This window comes from Legionella birminghamensis, assembly GCF_900452515.1.
Taxonomy (GTDB): Bacteria; Pseudomonadota; Gammaproteobacteria; order Legionellales; family Legionellaceae; genus Legionella_C; species Legionella_C birminghamensis.
The window spans coordinates 88,875-104,308 of record NZ_UGNW01000002.1; the positions used below are offsets into that span (position 1 = coordinate 88,875).

Genomic DNA, 15,434 nt, shown 5'->3' on the forward strand with positions numbered 1-15,434 from the left:
AAGGCATGCTCGGAGCGCTTAAACAATACTTCCAGGATTTTAAAAATTCAGTCAATGACTATTTGGTTGCTGGAGAGGAGTCTATCTCTCAACAAAATACTTTGCATGCAAGCGACCATCGGTATCCTTTATTTTGTGAAGAACTTCCTTATCAGTATTATGATGAAGACTCACATCTGTTCATTAATCGCTGGAATACTGGATTATTGTACCGCATTACCCCTTTAACCGGTGCAAATGAAAAGATTGCTGAGCAACTGGATTCAATCTTAAGAACCAAAGTGTCTGATGAATATAGTCTTCAACTCATTTTGGTAAAGCACAATCAGGTAGGACATGAATTGGATGCATTTCTAAATCAATTCATTTCCCGGGATTTTAAAAATCTAAACCTGCTCGGCCGATCCCTTCGTTCATTTTATGGCGAAGCGGCCATTCATGGATTTAAAACCAATACCAATGTGAATCCAAGACTTACGCAAACAGAGTGCTATATCGCTATCGATAAAATGAATGGTAAACAGGAGGAAGAGACAAAAGCGCAGTTTGCTCAATTTCGTGTTGCATTTGAAGCGGCATTGATGTCCGCTAAAATTGGTTTCAGAGCCTGTCATGCCGTGGACTTATTGCGCTTACTCCATTTCTACCTTGCGAACGAACCCGACACGCTTTACCCCAAATCATCCGCCTATGATCCCAGCCGATTCATTAAATATCAGGCCGTGGGGCATGACTTCGATGTGGAAATCACCAAGGAAGGGCTCCTCATTAGTGGAGTTAATCATCAAGGTAAAGCGTTTGAGACAGTGGCTTCGGTTATGACCATTGATGAATTACCGCGCCAGTATCATCTTTGGGATAACATCAATAATACTAATAATGTGTTCCATCCTGAGCAGAGTATTCCTTGTAATCACATCATTTCAGTCACCTATCTGATTGAAGAGCAGACTAAAGCGCAGGGACGAGCCAATCGAAAAACCGGCGATTTAGATAAAAAAGCCAAGGGGGATTATGCGCTTCATGTGGCGGGTACTGAAAAAAAAGCCCGTGAATGGCGTCATTTCCGTGATGATTTGGCAGCAGGAAAAACCCGCTCTTGTAGAATGCTGTACAACCTTGTTTTATTCTCAAGACCGTCAGAGCAGGCTCGTGATCTGGAGGCTGCCCGGGTTTGCTTTTCTTACAATGGCATTAAACTCGCTTTAAGCCGTCGGATGCAACCCCCGTATTTTTTGGCATCCATGCCCTTTCTATTCACTAATCATTTGCAAAAAGGATTCCAGCTGCCCACCATGATGTGGCCAATTTCTTCATGGAATGCCACGCAATACATGCCCGTTCTTTCAGATTGGGCGGGGACTGGAAAAGGGATGTTACTGCCAACACTTCGCAACCAATTCGCCTGCATCGATCCTTTTTCAGGAAAATTAGGAACGAATTACAACATTGCCATTACCGGCACTTCAGGTGGCGGTAAAAGTTTTTTTATTCAAATGTTAATGCTCAATATTCTTTTTAATGGAGGCGATCTGTTTATCGTGGATGTTGGCGGAAGTTACAAAAAACTTTGCCATGCCTTAGGCGGTGTCTATCTTGAATATGCCAATCTTTCGATGAACCCCTTTACTCATGTCACCAACATTGGAAAAGAAATAAAGCATATTCTTTCCTTGTTTCAATTGTTGGCTTGCTCAAAAGATGGCGCGAGCGATGATGACCGGGGCACCTTGCGAGAGGCCATTCTTAAGGCCTTCTTTGAACATGGCCAAGCCACCACTATTGATACCGTCCAAAGCCAATTGTTAGAGTTATACCAGCGCGATCGGGAAAAATTCCCTACAGGAAAAATTCTCGCAAAAAACCTAGATCCCTTCTGTACTTATTCAGAGCATGGCACGGTGTTTAATGCCCCTTCAAAATTATCCCCTGAAGCACGCATTATCGTAGTCGACTTAAAAGAAATTGAAGATGATGAAACCATTCGCGCCCCTGTTCTGCTGTCTATCTTATCCCAATTCCAAAATCGGATGTTTAATTCCGATCGCAGCCGCCAGAAAATGTGTGTCATCGATGAAGCCTGGTCTTTGTTCTCAGGTGATCAAGTGGCGGTTAATTTCATTAATCGAGGATTTCGAACCGGACGAAGACATAATGCCTCCTTTGTCACTATCACGCAGGGGATTGATGATTATTATTCTTTTCCAGAGGCACGGGCCGCCTGGGAAAACTCTTCATTAAAACTCGTTTTTCTTCAGGACGCCGATTCATTAACCAAACATCAAAATGCGCATAACACCTTTTCTGATTATGAACTGACATTATTGAGGTCATTCCCTAAAGCCAAAGATGCGGGCTTTTCGCAAGTGTTGGTACGTGCCGACGGTATTTCATCCTTTCATCGCTTATTCGTTGATCCCTTTACCCGGGTTTTATTGTCTTCAGATGGACACGACTACCAAAAGGTTATGAATTATGTCGCGGAGGGGCTCTCATACGTTGAGGCCAGTTTGATGGTGGCCAGTGAAGATTATGGGTTATCCAGGGATTTATTAGTCGAGGAGGGGCTTGTCGATGCGGTTTAATTCTAAATATCTCCTAGCCGGTTTAACGGGTGCCGTACTTTTTGGTGTTTTGACATGGAGCCATAAGAAAGAAGCGCCCATTGCCATTGTCGATATGCAACGTGTTTTAAATCAGCCAGCCGTTTTGTTAAGTCAAAGCCATTTATCTGAAAAAGAGCAGAAGGCCGTATTAAGCCATTATTCGTCTTTATTGCCACAGGTGCTTTCAGAATTTGGCGAATCACGTCATCTGACCTTGATTGCCGCGACGGTTATCGCCAGCGGATCGCTGGATGTCACAGATGAAGTGATAGCAATCGCCTTGGAGAAACTCAAAGGATCATGAAAAAACGAGCCGGTTTTGCGTTGTCATTATTCATGGGTGTGGTGTCTGTGTACGCTCAAAATTTGGGAAATTATGGGGAGTTGTTTCCCATTATTGAGCAGGATATCCGTGAAGTGATTATGAATAAGCTCCATCGAATGGAGCGTTCTGGTGAATTACAACAGCACCAGAAACAGTTAATTTCACGTGTTGAAGCCCATGTCAGGCGGCCTAATCCGCTTCATCTATCGACTACAAAGTCCCCCAGAGTGTATGAAATAGATCCCAGTATCATCGTCAATCAAACGCTTTATACACCTGATGGTGTATTAATCGCCAAAGCAGGTACCCGTTTGAATCCCTTTGAACGTACTTCCTTTTCAAAGACGTTGCTTTTCTTTAACGCCGATGATCCCAAACAAATGGCATGGGTTCACACGCATTACAAACAATATGACTTTGTAAAATTTATTTTAACGGGAGGGGACGTTAGGGAGACGTCAAGCTTGCTGGGTTCAATTTATTTTGATTTGGAAGGGCGCTTGAGCAGTTATTTTCATCTCCAACATGTGCCTTCCATCGTAAGGCAAAAGGGAGTTGTTTGGAGCATTCAGGAAATTAACTGCGGTGAATAGTAAGTCTAATAGGAAAAAACCATGAGAACCATGACATTAACACGGGGCATAAAAAAAACGTTATCCATAAGTCTTTATGGGATTTATCATGCCTTCATTGCATTAATAGTGGCCATATTATGGTCTGAACATCCGACAGCGTTTCTTCAAGCCTTAGCACACCATCAATGGCCTTCTGCGTTAGCGATCACCGGCTGTGTGATTGGAATTTATTTCTCAATGTCTTCCTGTCTCTCCTTGACAGGGAGAGCTATGAGCAATCCAAATCGAGCCAATCATTGGGCTTGGGTTGGTTTTTATGGGGCGATTTTAATTCAGATGATTTGGATCCTTTTGCCTGCCTATTTGCTGGAGCATGCCGAATGGCTTAGAACGGTTAATCCTTGTCTACTCCTTGTAAGCGTTTCGTTTTGCTTAAGTATCGCGATGAGTAGCCGTAGGAGGTTGCACATTATTGGGGGTTGGATATGACAAGTCAACTCATTTTAAGGTGCATTTTACTCGTTTTATTAGGCACTCATAGCGCATTATATGCTTCACAGTGCAAAGGGCATTTTGTGAATCCCATTACCGATGTGTGCTGGAACTGTTTATTTCCACTGACGATTGGGAGTAGTGACGTCGTTAAAAGCAGTTATCCTGATACAAAAAACCCAGGGAATCCCCTGTGTTTATGCCCCACGCCCATTGGCGAGCGCTTGGGCGTAACCATTGGATATTGGGAGCCGACTGCATTAGTGGATGTCACTCGTAAGCCCTGGTGCATGGTGAATCTGGGAGTACAGCTGAAAGTAACCAAAAAAGGATTAGGTGGCTCGCAATTCCCGGAAACCGATGGCCGTGGGGCGTTTTATTATGTGCATTGGTACAAATACCCCCTGGTCTATTGGCTGCAGGTGTTAACCTCTCTGGGCTGTATGGAGACAGAGGATTTTGACATTTTGTATCCTTCAGAATTAGATCCGACCTGGAATGACTCAGAACTCGCCTTCATCATCAATCCTGAGGCGGTATTATTTACGTCCCCTCCCGTGAGAGCGTCTTGTGCTTTTGATGCTACGAAAGCGCTTGGTGGTACAGCGGTCAATAGCCTATTTTGGTGCCAGGGGGCACAGGGTTCTACCTATCCATTAACAGGCTTTGTTGCCCATCAATCCAGTCCTATTAGTGCAGCTGCATTATTAGCCGAGCGCGTCGATTTTAAACTCCATCGGCCGCCAACACCGGCCATTCGCGATTCAATCGGCAAGGATTGGCCTGCCATCTGCCACACCTATGCATCCAGCATTATGCCCAAAAACCGCTATCGATATCAGTTAGTCAATACCTTGCCTGAAGCGCATCGTTGCCATCCGTTTGGGCAATCGGTGGTGGGCTGGGAAGCGGGTCACACCTATCCTGGGGATGGCGACAATTTCGGGTTCTTAATATGGAAAAAAAGAAACTGCTGTTTTCTTTAATGATGAGGAAGATCATGAATTATTTAGGGATTTTGTTAATAAGCCTATTAACGATTACAACAAGCCATGCCAATGTGAATGATCTCCTAAACGAGGCATCACAAACCAGCGAACGGCAGCAGAACACCCTATCTCAAGACGTTTTGATCCGGCTAAATCAATCCTCTAATCAGACGTATGATGCGAATCGAACGCTGATTGAAACCATTATTCAAAGCACGCAAAAGCAAACGGCCCACGCACCAAAAGGTCAAACCATTGATGGGGCGGTATTATTCGTTTCCTTTTCAATGCCAGACGCGTTGCTGTTTGCACTGGCCGATGAGGCGGCCTCTTATAACATTCCAGTGGTGATTAATGGACTGATCGAAGGGGACTTCAAAAAAACGATCACGGCTTTTTCTAAACTCAATGCCAAGGCCAAACCAAAAAGACTGGCCTTTAATGGGGTATCGGTCGATCCCTTATGGTTTGAGCAGTTTCATATTACGGCCGTTCCCGCACTGGTAGTCAGCAAAAGGCCTGTTTCATGCGGCCAACAGTTGCTCTGCAAAGAACAGCCCTTTGATGTGGTTTATGGCAATGCATCCATTAAAAACAGTTTACAGCTCATTGCGGATAAAGGAGAAACCGCAGCAAAGGTTGCACAACTGATATTGGAGAAAGGCCATGTCTAAGTGGTTTTTTCTTACCCTATGGTGCTCTTTTACTTGCTTGGCAAACCAAACAGGGTCTGACTTTGACACCTTAAAAAATTATGCCAAATCCTTAAGCGCACAACCTAAAGAGTCAATGAATGCTTTTAATCCGCATTCTCTCTTCGATAACTATTCAGAACATCCCGAGCAGGAAGGGTACTACCAGGGAATTCAAACAGAAAAAACGGATTTGTCCAGTAGTGCACAAGCCGCCATTCAAAATGACCAGGCTGCACGAATAGTCATTGATAATTTTGGGAGGAATCAGTTTGAACTGAATCTATCCAGTTCTGTCTTAGCGCAATCCCAACTTATTCAAGATGAAAGTTATGCCATTGTGCATGGGATTTCAAACGATAGGGTGCAGTGCGATAGCCAAGCGCCGGTTTGCGAAATGAAAACCCATGAAGAGCAGTGCTTTAGTTCGCGGTTATTGCCGGATCAAACCTGCAGTAAAACACTGAAAGTCATAGTGGAATCTGAAAAAGTAATGCAGCGCGCTGATTTTTCGTTTGTGGTGGCGAAGAAATGGACTGGGGTGATTACGGTTAATTTATTCACCGGGGTAGTCACCAATGCGGCTTCAAGCATGGTTCCTTATCCTATCCGCATGCAACATCCTTGCGATCAACTGCAAGCCAGTGTCCATGCGATCCAAAACAATGGCGATAATGCCTATTGGGTGCAGGTTATAGGGTATCCAAGCTGCGCCAATAACGGGGTGATTACCTTTTTTATCAATAAGGAATGGGGAAGATCTTATCCCATTCAAGTGGCTTTAACGGTTAATGCCAATTCAAAGCCTTATATTAGCCAGGAAATCTGGATAAGCAATTGCACGCCCTTTGAAAAGCAAGGCGGGCTTTGCCGGCTAAAAAAAGAACGATGTACGGACTCCCAGTCATCGAAAACTATTGAAGGGTTGCCCGTATCGCGGGATTGCTGGGCGCGTGAGTTCGTCTATTCGTGTTCAAGTGCTACGGCCGATGAATGCACGCTTCAGAAAAATAAAGGATGTCTTCAAATTGCTTCTGAGTGCAGTCGCTATGAAAACAATTATTGTGCTCTCTATAAACAAACCTATAGCTGCCAGGAAAATGTCTGCCAATCGCCCGTGGAATGTGTCAAAGACTTATTCTGCGCCGATGGGGAATGTATTGAACACATCGAAACCCAAAATGCGGACTTTGGGCAAAGTGTTTCTGCCCTGGCGGTTGCTGGAGAGGCAGGACGAGAGTTAAGCCAACAGCCAAATATGTCTCTATTTAGCGGTAAAGCGGTTCAATGCAAAATATGGCCAGTCGATATCATTGACTGCTGCCACGATAAAGGCTGGGGGAAAGCGATTGATTTGACCCATTGCCGTGAGGAAGACAAGGCTTTGGGCAAAGCCAAATTAAATTATGTGGCTCATTACCTGGGCGAGTTTTGTAGTCAAGAAGTCGCAGGGGTTTGTTTAGAGAAAAAGCGCTCTTATTGTGTTTTTCCTAGTAAGATGGCGCGAATCATCCAGGAAGCTCGCTTGACGCAAGTGAATCCGCAGGGCTTAGGGAGTGCAGAGGATCCGACCTGTGCCGGGTTAAGTATCGTTGAACTTCAAAACATGAATTTGAATGAGGTTGATTTTGTAACGCCAATCTATCCTTATGGGCAGGGAACGCCTAACCGGGAAGCAGGGATCGCAGGGGATTTAAAACTGACCACGCCCAACCCACAGCAGACCCTTGATGAAGTGACGAAGCGAATTCAAAAAAAGGCAGGCGAATTATGAGTCGTCTGCTTTGGTGTATCGCCTTCTATTTTAGTTTGAATGGTCTTCATGCAGAAATGCTGCAGGAACTGCCAAAAGGATTTCATTGGTATACTGCAGAGCCCGTTCAAAAGCCTGCCCCAAAGACACCGCCAGCGCCTGCCGCGGTTAAATCACCCTATGAGCGCTTAATGGCGATGCGCCAGGAAACACTGAATAAATTAGCACAAGCCTTGTTAGAGCCCTCTTTCAATGCTACGCATGATTATATGAAAGCCCAGATGGCATATTCAAAAAATAACCAGCAGTTTGTGCGCTATTGGCAACAAGTGTTGTTAATGCATCCAGAACTGGACAGCAGCTTAAATTTCCCCACCGATAATACCGCCATCGCAGTTCGGAATGATGCGCAGAAATTACTAATCAACAAGGTTATTCATGAAAGCAGTGCCCGTTATGGCTTTCTTTTATTTTATCGAGGAACCAGTTCTATTTCCCAAAAGTTCGTCATGCATTTACTGCCTTTCATTAAGGAATATGGGTTTTCGATGATTTCGGTATCAACCGATGGCCAATTAATAGAAGGGCTTCCTAATCCCAAATCAATCCCTCTTGAGGTGATTCAAAAGCAAATGGCGATTGAAGCGAAATACATGCCCGCGCTTTATTTTGTGGATTTAAAAAGCAATCGGATGTCGCCGGTGTCTTATGGCTTTTTATCACTGGAGGAAATTAAAGAACGGATTTTTGATGTGATGACCCAGTTTAAACGATTGAGCTATGAAGGGGTGAGTGAATGAAAAAAGGAATTTGGTTTGTCCTCTTATCCATTCTGACAATGCCTGTTTTTGCGAATGTGGCATTAGATGAGTTAAACGCGCTGTTAAATAAAAAGCAGGCGCAGTACGAATTGGATAGCACTAGGAAAAAAAGGCTCGATGAGCTTCGGGAAGCCTATTATTTTATCTTTATTTATCGCTCGACTTGCCCGCATTGCCATCAATTTGCACCCATTCTTAAAGATTTTACCGCTTATTTTAACATTCCTGTGGAAGCCTATAGCTTGGATGGAGAGTCGCTTGAAGGATTTGATGCAAGCAATTTAACGCCCCAATTATTTCAAAACTTGTATGTCTCGGGTGAATACAAGCCCGTAGTGCCTGCTCTCTACCTGGTGAACCGCCCAACCAATCAGGCCTATGCCGTGCTATTTGGTGAAGCACAACCTGCCCAACTGGCAAAGCGAGTGGATGAATTGCTGACCCATTTGGAGGAGACATATCATGACTAACCCATTTACCTTCATGCATTTTGCTAAAAAAAGTTGTGCAGTCGCCTTGCTGTTTGGTGCAAGTCAACTGTTTGCTAATGCCGAGTCTGATCTGACCCATTTTTTTAATAACCTGGGGTTTGATGCCAATGTGACCGGATCGCATGCCTATCAAACGCAGGCAGCCGGCTTTGCGGCATTAGGTTCCGTGTATGCCCGTAATCAGGTACGAACTATCCGATTAGCGCATGTGGATGTCCCTGGCATGCGTTCTGGTTGCGGGGGGATTGATTTATTTGCTGGTGGGTTCTCCTTTATCAAATCCGATCAGATCGTAAAATTCATGCAAAACATTTTATCAGGAGGGGCAGGTTATGCCTTAAATCTGGCGTTAGAGACGGAACTTCCTGAAATAGCGCATGCCATGCAATTTATGCAGAAGCTTGCCAATGAGATCAATGGGACTAATTTTAATTCCTGTGAAATGGGAGAAAATTTAAGTGCGGCCTTATGGCCTAGAAATCGAGCGGCTCAACAGCGTCTTTGTGAAGATTTAGGCCGCCACAAAGGGACTTTTACGGATTGGGCAATGGCTCGTCAACGCTGCTCTACCGGAGGGGAGGCTGAAACCCTGTTACAGGAAGCTAAAAATAACCCAGAGTATAAAGATCGCTTATTAATCAATACCAATGTCGTATGGGATTCACTGCAAATTAATCAGTTCATTGCGGAAGATCCCAAATTAGCAGAAGTGTACATGTCCATTTCAGGAACGATTGTATTTAATAGTAAAGGGGCATTGCTTACTTATCCTTCCTTAGCTACCAATCAAGATTTTATTAAAGCCTTATTGTATGGCGGAAAATTACCGAGCTACCGTTGTACAGATCCCGGCGCTGAGTCGCATTGTTTATCCATTGATGCGACCAGTACGCAAGAAATTAATGTCAAAAAGGCCTTGGTGTCCCAAGTCCAGGAACTTCTGCAGGGGATATATGACCGTATCAAAAAGGGGGAAGCATTAACCGACAAACAAAAGGGATTGATTGAATTAACCCAGCCTGCTGTCTTTAATCTTATCTCCGCCAATGCGCAACAAAACACCGGCATTCAGGGCAGCTTTGAATTAGCGCAAAGTGTTGCCACTGACTTGCTAGCACAGTATCTCTCTAACTCCCTTGATGTAATCCGCGCCTCGCTCTCTGGCAAGGAAATCGGTGCGCATAATGAAGAGCGCTTATATAAAAATCTGCAAATCGCCCAACAGTTCGTCACCCGTTTTAACACAGAAAGCCGTGAGCGGTTTAATGCGGCCTTGCAAACCAATGAATTAATACGCAATAACGTGAAACAAGCGCTCAGTGCCTTAACCCCGACCCTAAGAACCGCCTATTATGGAGACCTACAATGAGTCTTTTAACCATTTATACGCCGCAAAACGGGGAATATTTAAAGACGGTACTCGATGCGATGGTGACCTTATTAGGGACTTCAACCTATGAGGCAGCTCAAGATATTGTCAGTATTCTAGCCGTAGGCGTTGTCGGGTTTCAGTATGTTACTGGAAAGAAAATCCAGGCAATTAGTCGCTATGTCCTTTGTACGTTTTTCTTGCTGTTTTGCATTTTAGGGCTCAAAGTCCCCGTCGCGATTGTGGATATGCAAACTGCGGATTCAGCAGGCTCGGCGCTGACTGTAGATAACGTGCCGTTAGGCGTTGGGCTTCCCGCTGCCATCATTAGTGGCATTGGTTATGGGATTACGAAGGTATTCAGTGACATATTTATAATGCCGAATGATTTGGACTATACCAAAACAGGGATGCTCTTTGGGGCGCGGACTTGGTTGGCCGCCTCCAGTGCTAATTTAACGCTTTCTCCCGAATTGTCCCGTGATTTATCAGCGTACATCAGACAGTGTATTTTTTCAGCGAAACTGTTAGGAAGTCAGCAAATTACGCCTAATGAATTGAAGGGTAGCGCCGATTTAATCCAGCTTTATTTCGCACATCCTTCGCCTATTTACCGTGTTTTATTCCATGATGGCAGTAATTTAAGCTGCATTGAGGCTGCCGAACAATTAAAACCGCAACTGAATGAGGGGGTTGAAAAACAGTTAGTGCACTTGTCGCAAATCATGACCCAAGGCAACAAAGAGAAGTTTAGTGATGGACTCGCTGCCGCACACTCTTATTTTATGAATGTATCCAAGGATGCGGCCAATATTTTAACGCAAAATATTTTGATTAATGCCACGCGTGATTCCGCCTTAGATGCCTTTGCTTTTGCAGGAGCCGATGCGGAATTGATGAATTATACCAATACCTCCAGTCTGCAAAAGATGCATGTCGCGGAGGCCAATAGTTTTTGGCTTGCAGGGTATCGATTGCCTTATTACATGACGGTGTTTTGGATGCTGACCTTGTGTATTTTTCCTTTGGTGATGCTGCTAGCACTCGTGCCCGCCATGCATGGGGTGTACATGATTTACCTGCAAACCCAGGTTTTTTTATGGTCTTGGCCACCAATGTTCATCATTATTCATTTTTTTGTTTCTTTAGCCTCCGCCACAACGCTGACCTTATTTGGTGCGAAAAACGGCGGGGTTACTTTTTCTACCGTTGATTCAATCGCCAGTATTCAAAGCAGCTTTGCCTATACCGCTGGTGGCTTGGCCATCAGTGTACCGGTCATTGCGCTTTTTATTGCCAAAGGGTTACCGAACCTCTTAAGTGCTGCCTCTCAACATCTAGGGGGAATGGCGCAATCATTATCCACGGGAGAAGCCCAATCGGCTACCCAGGGAAACATTTCAATGGCTTCCTACAGCGGCTGGAATATGAATTATGACAATACCCATGCGCATAAATGGGATACCAATTTCCAGCATATGGAGGGTAGAGCCACCGTACAAGCGGGCAATGGGGCGCTCCTTTCGGCTGGCGCAGATGGTTCGCGCGTCATTAATGCGCAGCCTGCCATAAGCCAGATAGCAACCCGATTGCATGCATCAGATCGCATTAGCGCATCCTTGCAAGAAAATGCCAGTCAATCGTTCCATAATGCGGAATCGTATCGTACGAGCGCCGATTCGCATTTACAGCAAGCATTTAGCGGATTATCTCAATTTAGTGAAACTGATGGCAATGAAGTGCGTGAGGGAACAGGGATTAATAAAACGCTTAGTAATGCACTCAATCAAGATATTCGTCAAATGCAGGATGCGGTCAATCAATACAATCAGCATCATGACAAGTCAGGGCAAGTCTCTATCGATGCAGCTGTTGCTGGAAGAATCGATACTCGCCGTGGAATATTCGGTTCTCTCGTCAACTGGACTACAGGCCTTTCTGGGGAGGGCAGTGTGAGTGCAAGAGCTGGCACATCCCAATCTAACGCTGTTCAAGCCTTCTTTAATTCCAGTGAAGGCCAGTCCTTTTCCAATGCTTTAAATCATATGGAAGCGACCGCCAAGACGCATCATCTGGATGCCAATGATTCGTTTAATTTATCTAAATCTGAGCAGATTGCCGCCAATTTATCGCAAGGACAGGCCTTATCGGATATGGCGTCTACGGAATACAGTAAAGGAGAAAACTATCAGCACATGGCCAATCAAGTGAAAGAACACTCCTCTAGTATGGATAGGGTACTCGATCAAGCATTTCATGATTGGGTGGTTCAGCGTCATGGGGTTCAAGGGGAGCAGTGGCTTTTAGGCGGCGATACGGCAAGTTTGAGCGCACAGCAAAAACTGGCGGATGAATTTATGGGATCGACTCAAGGAAAGTCGGCCATCAAAGAGCAAGTGGGGCAGTGGGTTAAACCTTCTTCTGCAGAGGTAAGAAGCCAATTTGAAGCACAACGAGATTCTATACGTGCTCACCAACAATCAAAGATTAATCAAGCGCATGCCAGCGGTTCATCGGATGTTTTGAATAAATCCCAGGAAAGGCATTTAAGTATGGTGCAAGACAATGCCCTCCAGCAGGCGCATGAGTTACGAATGGATAATAGGGAAGATTTGTCTCAAACCTATCAAACCCAATCGGCAAATACCCAACAATCAATCCATTCCACACAATCAGGCTTAGCGCATCGATACAGCAAGCAAAAGCAAGATTATGTGGGCAATAACCGTTTTTACAAGGAGGAAAATCATGAATGATCAGAAACAATTTCAAGAGGCGTTAACGCATGATTTAAATGCGTTGGCGACACTGAAGGTTAAAACACTCAGTGGCAAACAAGTGTATATTCCCTATCTGAAAATGATGGGAAGGATTTACCTGCTGTTGTGCGTTTTAGCCATAGCAATAGTGAAACTCTCGGTTCTTGTGGGCTTTCATATGAATCGAAGCGCATTATTCGCCATTCTGAACAAAGTCGTTTTTATTAATTTAATTCCTCTTTTTTTCCTTCTGTGTGGATTAGGGCAAGGGTTTATTTTATGGACTGCCATTCAATCCGAATTAAAGTCTGCCCCGTTTATTCAGACGCTCATGAAGCACTACCTGAAATGCTACCTGATGCTTTATGGCTTGCTACTACTGATAGGCATTGTTGTATTTCGATTGAATGATTTGGAAATGCTGCTTATGGGAACGGTTGTATTTAGCCTCGTTTTATCCATCTTCTTTTTTAATATGGAAGCCCAGCGTTTAGGACAAGGTGTTCTGATACAACAAATTGAACGTCTTTTTTCTCAAGCCAAAGCCGCTAAAAGATCGGATTAATGGCTATGAAGCAAAGTATCTTGCAATTTATCAGTGGGGGTCAGATTTTTGATTACAAAACCAAAATGATGATCCAGGTCAGCAATCGCATTTTTAGCTGGGCTATCTTTGGTTTTATAGTGCTGTTCTCAGTCATCATGGTGTTTTATGCATGGACAGAGCTTAAGCTGGTCGGACTTAACCAAATCAGTCATATTCTGGTCAAAGCGCATTACGAGGATCAGGTGCTATGGACGAACCTAAATGGGAGCAAGATAACTGCACAGCTTTATCAAAACAGTCCAATGATTCAATCGACAGTACGCCTGGCTAAAGAAAGCCTTATCACCAAGTCGAAAGTCTCTTTATTTTTTGGCGGAGCCGTCTATCTATTGATTACACTACTTTTTTACCGGTTCTTTATTAAATTGGGGGAAAAGTACACCAAAGATCAATTTGTTTCAGGTACCCGTCTTGCCACTTCCCCAAAAGAAACTATCCAATCGGTCAGTCAGTCCACGCGAGGCGCATCAGAGATTAAGCTTTTGAATCGCATTCCCCTGCCGATGTACTCTGAAAGGCAAGGCATGTTATTTCATGGAACCACAGGGGCTGGGAAGACGCAAGCCATGATGATGCTTTTAGATCAGATTAGGGCATTGGGCGAGCCGGCAATCATCTACGATAAAGAATGCACTATTAAGCCTTACTTTTTTGATGAGCGAATTGATATTGAACTCAATCCTGTTTCAACCTTATGTGCGAATTGGAAAATGTGGAGAGAATGTGCCAATCCTTTGGAGTTTGGCTCATTCGCCTCCTATTTAATCCCTAAGTCAGTACAAGGCAGTGATCCATTCTGGGTAGATTCGGCAAGAACCATTTTTACCTCGATGGCATGGAAAATCCGGGATTATGCACAGAAAGATCCCGTGTTTCTGTTGCAACTATTGCTCACTACCTCTTTGGAAGAAATAAGGGGAATTCTTAAAGGTACTGAATCTGAAAATTTAGTCAGTAAGGAAATTGAAAAAACCGCTATTTCAATTAAATCGGTATTGGCAACCTACACCAAGGCACTGCGCTTTCTTGAAGGGCTTGATAAGTCCGGGAAGGAAGATTTTTCAATTAAAGAATGGATCCAAAATACAACCGACCCCAAAAAATACAATAAGGGCTGGTTATTTATTACCTCACGTTCGAAATACCACAAAGAGATAAAGCCATTGATTTCACTTTGGCTAGGACTTGCCATGCAAGGCGTTCAATCCCTTATGGCCAATAATAAAGGACGCATTTGGCTTGTCATGGACGAATTAGCCAGTCTTCATCGACTAGAAACCATTTCTGACACGTTGGCTGATATTCGCAAGTTTGGCGGATGCGTTGCCATTGGCATTCAATCCATTGCCCAATTGGATTTTATCTATGGTAACCATGAGGCTGGTGCCATTGCCGATTTACTCAATACCTCGATTTATTTTAGAAGCCCAAAATCGAAAGTGGCGGAATGGGTATCCAAGGATCTGGGGTCACAAGTGATTAATGAGGTGAAAGAAAGTCAGTCCTATGGGCCTGATTCTGTACGAGATGGGAATACAGTCGGTTCGCAACGTACCAAACGAAATACGGTTGAAGAGGGCGATATTATGACGCTTGATGACATGGAATGTTATATCCGCCTGGTAGGAAACCATCCCATCACGCGATTAAAAAATCAATACATAGAACGTAAAGAAATTTGTGTACCGCTCGTTGAACGGGCAATTAACTTTGATGCCTTGGAAAAAGTAAATCATCGTGCCTTAATGATTCAAAATGATCCAAGTGCGAATGAAGCAGTTAAAAGAATTCATCAATTTGAAAAACTGGCTCATGATATTTCAGATAAAGATCTAATTCTTCCTGAATCACCCTTTGCAGAACCGAAAGAAATTTCCTCCTCAAGTCACCAGGATCCCGATGCCATTGAGTTACGGGAATCGTCCATTGTGATTAAAGAAATTTTTTAAGTGAAA

General features: G+C 44.1%; 12 protein-coding genes. All 12 read left to right on the forward strand.

The window, feature by feature from the left end:
• Positions 1-5 precede the first annotated feature (5 nt).
• Positions 6-2,585: a type IV secretion system protein TraC gene (traC, locus tag DYH42_RS15850; RefSeq protein WP_058523964.1), complete on the forward strand. Its 2,580-nt coding sequence runs from the start codon at positions 6-8 to the stop codon at positions 2,583-2,585.
• On the forward strand, positions 2,575-2,910 hold the full coding sequence (locus DYH42_RS15855; RefSeq protein ID WP_058523963.1) for a TrbI F-type domain-containing protein: 336 nt from the start codon (positions 2,575-2,577) through the stop codon (positions 2,908-2,910). Before traC ends, DYH42_RS15855 begins: the two co-directional genes overlap by 11 nt.
• Positions 2,907-3,524: a type-F conjugative transfer system protein TraW gene (gene traW, locus DYH42_RS15860; RefSeq protein WP_058523962.1), complete on the forward strand. Its 618-nt coding sequence runs from the start codon at positions 2,907-2,909 to the stop codon at positions 3,522-3,524. The genes DYH42_RS15855 and traW overlap by 4 nt, the downstream gene beginning before the upstream one ends.
• Positions 3,525-3,991: 467 nt before the next feature.
• A complete protein-coding gene (gene traU, locus DYH42_RS15870; protein WP_058523960.1) occupies positions 3,992-4,984 on the forward strand; it encodes a conjugal transfer pilus assembly protein TraU in 993 nt (330 codons plus the stop codon).
• Positions 4,985-4,998: 14 nt separating this feature from the next.
• Complete coding sequence (gene trbC, locus DYH42_RS15875) at positions 4,999-5,661, forward strand: type-F conjugative transfer system pilin assembly protein TrbC (RefSeq protein WP_058523988.1); 663 nt, start codon at positions 4,999-5,001, stop codon at positions 5,659-5,661.
• Positions 5,654-7,453: a type-F conjugative transfer system mating-pair stabilization protein TraN gene (gene traN / locus DYH42_RS15880; RefSeq protein ID WP_058523959.1), complete on the forward strand. Its 1,800-nt coding sequence runs from the start codon at positions 5,654-5,656 to the stop codon at positions 7,451-7,453. Before trbC ends, traN begins: the two co-directional genes overlap by 8 nt.
• The gene (traF, locus tag DYH42_RS15885) at positions 7,450-8,232 is read left to right on the forward strand and encodes a type-F conjugative transfer system pilin assembly protein TraF (RefSeq protein WP_058523958.1); all 783 of its coding nucleotides are present in this window, start codon (positions 7,450-7,452) and stop codon (positions 8,230-8,232) included. Before traN ends, traF begins: the two co-directional genes overlap by 4 nt.
• Complete coding sequence (gene trbB / locus DYH42_RS15890; protein ID WP_058523957.1) at positions 8,229-8,723, forward strand: type-F conjugative transfer system pilin assembly thiol-disulfide isomerase TrbB; 495 nt, start codon at positions 8,229-8,231, stop codon at positions 8,721-8,723. The genes traF and trbB overlap by 4 nt, the downstream gene beginning before the upstream one ends.
• Complete coding sequence (locus DYH42_RS15895) at positions 8,716-10,113, forward strand: conjugal transfer protein TraH (protein WP_058523956.1); 1,398 nt, start codon at positions 8,716-8,718, stop codon at positions 10,111-10,113. The genes trbB and DYH42_RS15895 overlap by 8 nt, the downstream gene beginning before the upstream one ends.
• Entirely contained in the window at positions 10,110-12,869 is a 2,760-nt protein-coding gene (locus DYH42_RS15900; protein WP_058523955.1) for a conjugal transfer protein TraG N-terminal domain-containing protein, read from the forward strand. The genes DYH42_RS15895 and DYH42_RS15900 overlap by 4 nt, the downstream gene beginning before the upstream one ends.
• Positions 12,862-13,437 (forward strand): hypothetical protein, encoded by a 576-nt coding sequence (locus DYH42_RS15905; protein ID WP_058523954.1) that lies wholly within the window; start codon positions 12,862-12,864, stop codon positions 13,435-13,437. The genes DYH42_RS15900 and DYH42_RS15905 overlap by 8 nt, the downstream gene beginning before the upstream one ends.
• A complete protein-coding gene (gene traD / locus DYH42_RS15910; RefSeq protein WP_242604336.1) occupies positions 13,437-15,428 on the forward strand; it encodes a type IV conjugative transfer system coupling protein TraD in 1,992 nt (663 codons plus the stop codon). The genes DYH42_RS15905 and traD overlap by 1 nt, the downstream gene beginning before the upstream one ends.
• Positions 15,429-15,434 lie beyond the last annotated feature (6 nt).

What these genes read in the sequence shown, in the direction of transcription:
- traC (WP_058523964.1), top strand. Translation starts at nt 6, where the DNA reads ATGCTCGGAGCGCTTAAACAATACTTCCAGGATTTTAAAAATTCAGTC.
- DYH42_RS15855 (WP_058523963.1), top strand. Translation starts at nt 2,575, where the DNA reads ATGCGGTTTAATTCTAAATATCTCCTAGCCGGTTTAACGGGTGCCGTA.
- traW (WP_058523962.1), top strand. Translation starts at nt 2,907, where the DNA reads ATGAAAAAACGAGCCGGTTTTGCGTTGTCATTATTCATGGGTGTGGTG.
- traU (WP_058523960.1), top strand. Translation starts at nt 3,992, where the DNA reads ATGACAAGTCAACTCATTTTAAGGTGCATTTTACTCGTTTTATTAGGC.
- trbC (WP_058523988.1), top strand. Translation starts at nt 4,999, where the DNA reads ATGAATTATTTAGGGATTTTGTTAATAAGCCTATTAACGATTACAACA.
- traN (WP_058523959.1), top strand. Translation starts at nt 5,654, where the DNA reads ATGTCTAAGTGGTTTTTTCTTACCCTATGGTGCTCTTTTACTTGCTTG.
- traF (WP_058523958.1), top strand. Translation starts at nt 7,450, where the DNA reads ATGAGTCGTCTGCTTTGGTGTATCGCCTTCTATTTTAGTTTGAATGGT.
- trbB (WP_058523957.1), top strand. Translation starts at nt 8,229, where the DNA reads ATGAAAAAAGGAATTTGGTTTGTCCTCTTATCCATTCTGACAATGCCT.
- DYH42_RS15895 (WP_058523956.1), top strand. Translation starts at nt 8,716, where the DNA reads ATGACTAACCCATTTACCTTCATGCATTTTGCTAAAAAAAGTTGTGCA.
- DYH42_RS15900 (WP_058523955.1), top strand. Translation starts at nt 10,110, where the DNA reads ATGAGTCTTTTAACCATTTATACGCCGCAAAACGGGGAATATTTAAAG.
- DYH42_RS15905 (WP_058523954.1), top strand. Translation starts at nt 12,862, where the DNA reads ATGAATGATCAGAAACAATTTCAAGAGGCGTTAACGCATGATTTAAAT.
- traD (WP_242604336.1), top strand. Translation starts at nt 13,437, where the DNA reads ATGGCTATGAAGCAAAGTATCTTGCAATTTATCAGTGGGGGTCAGATT.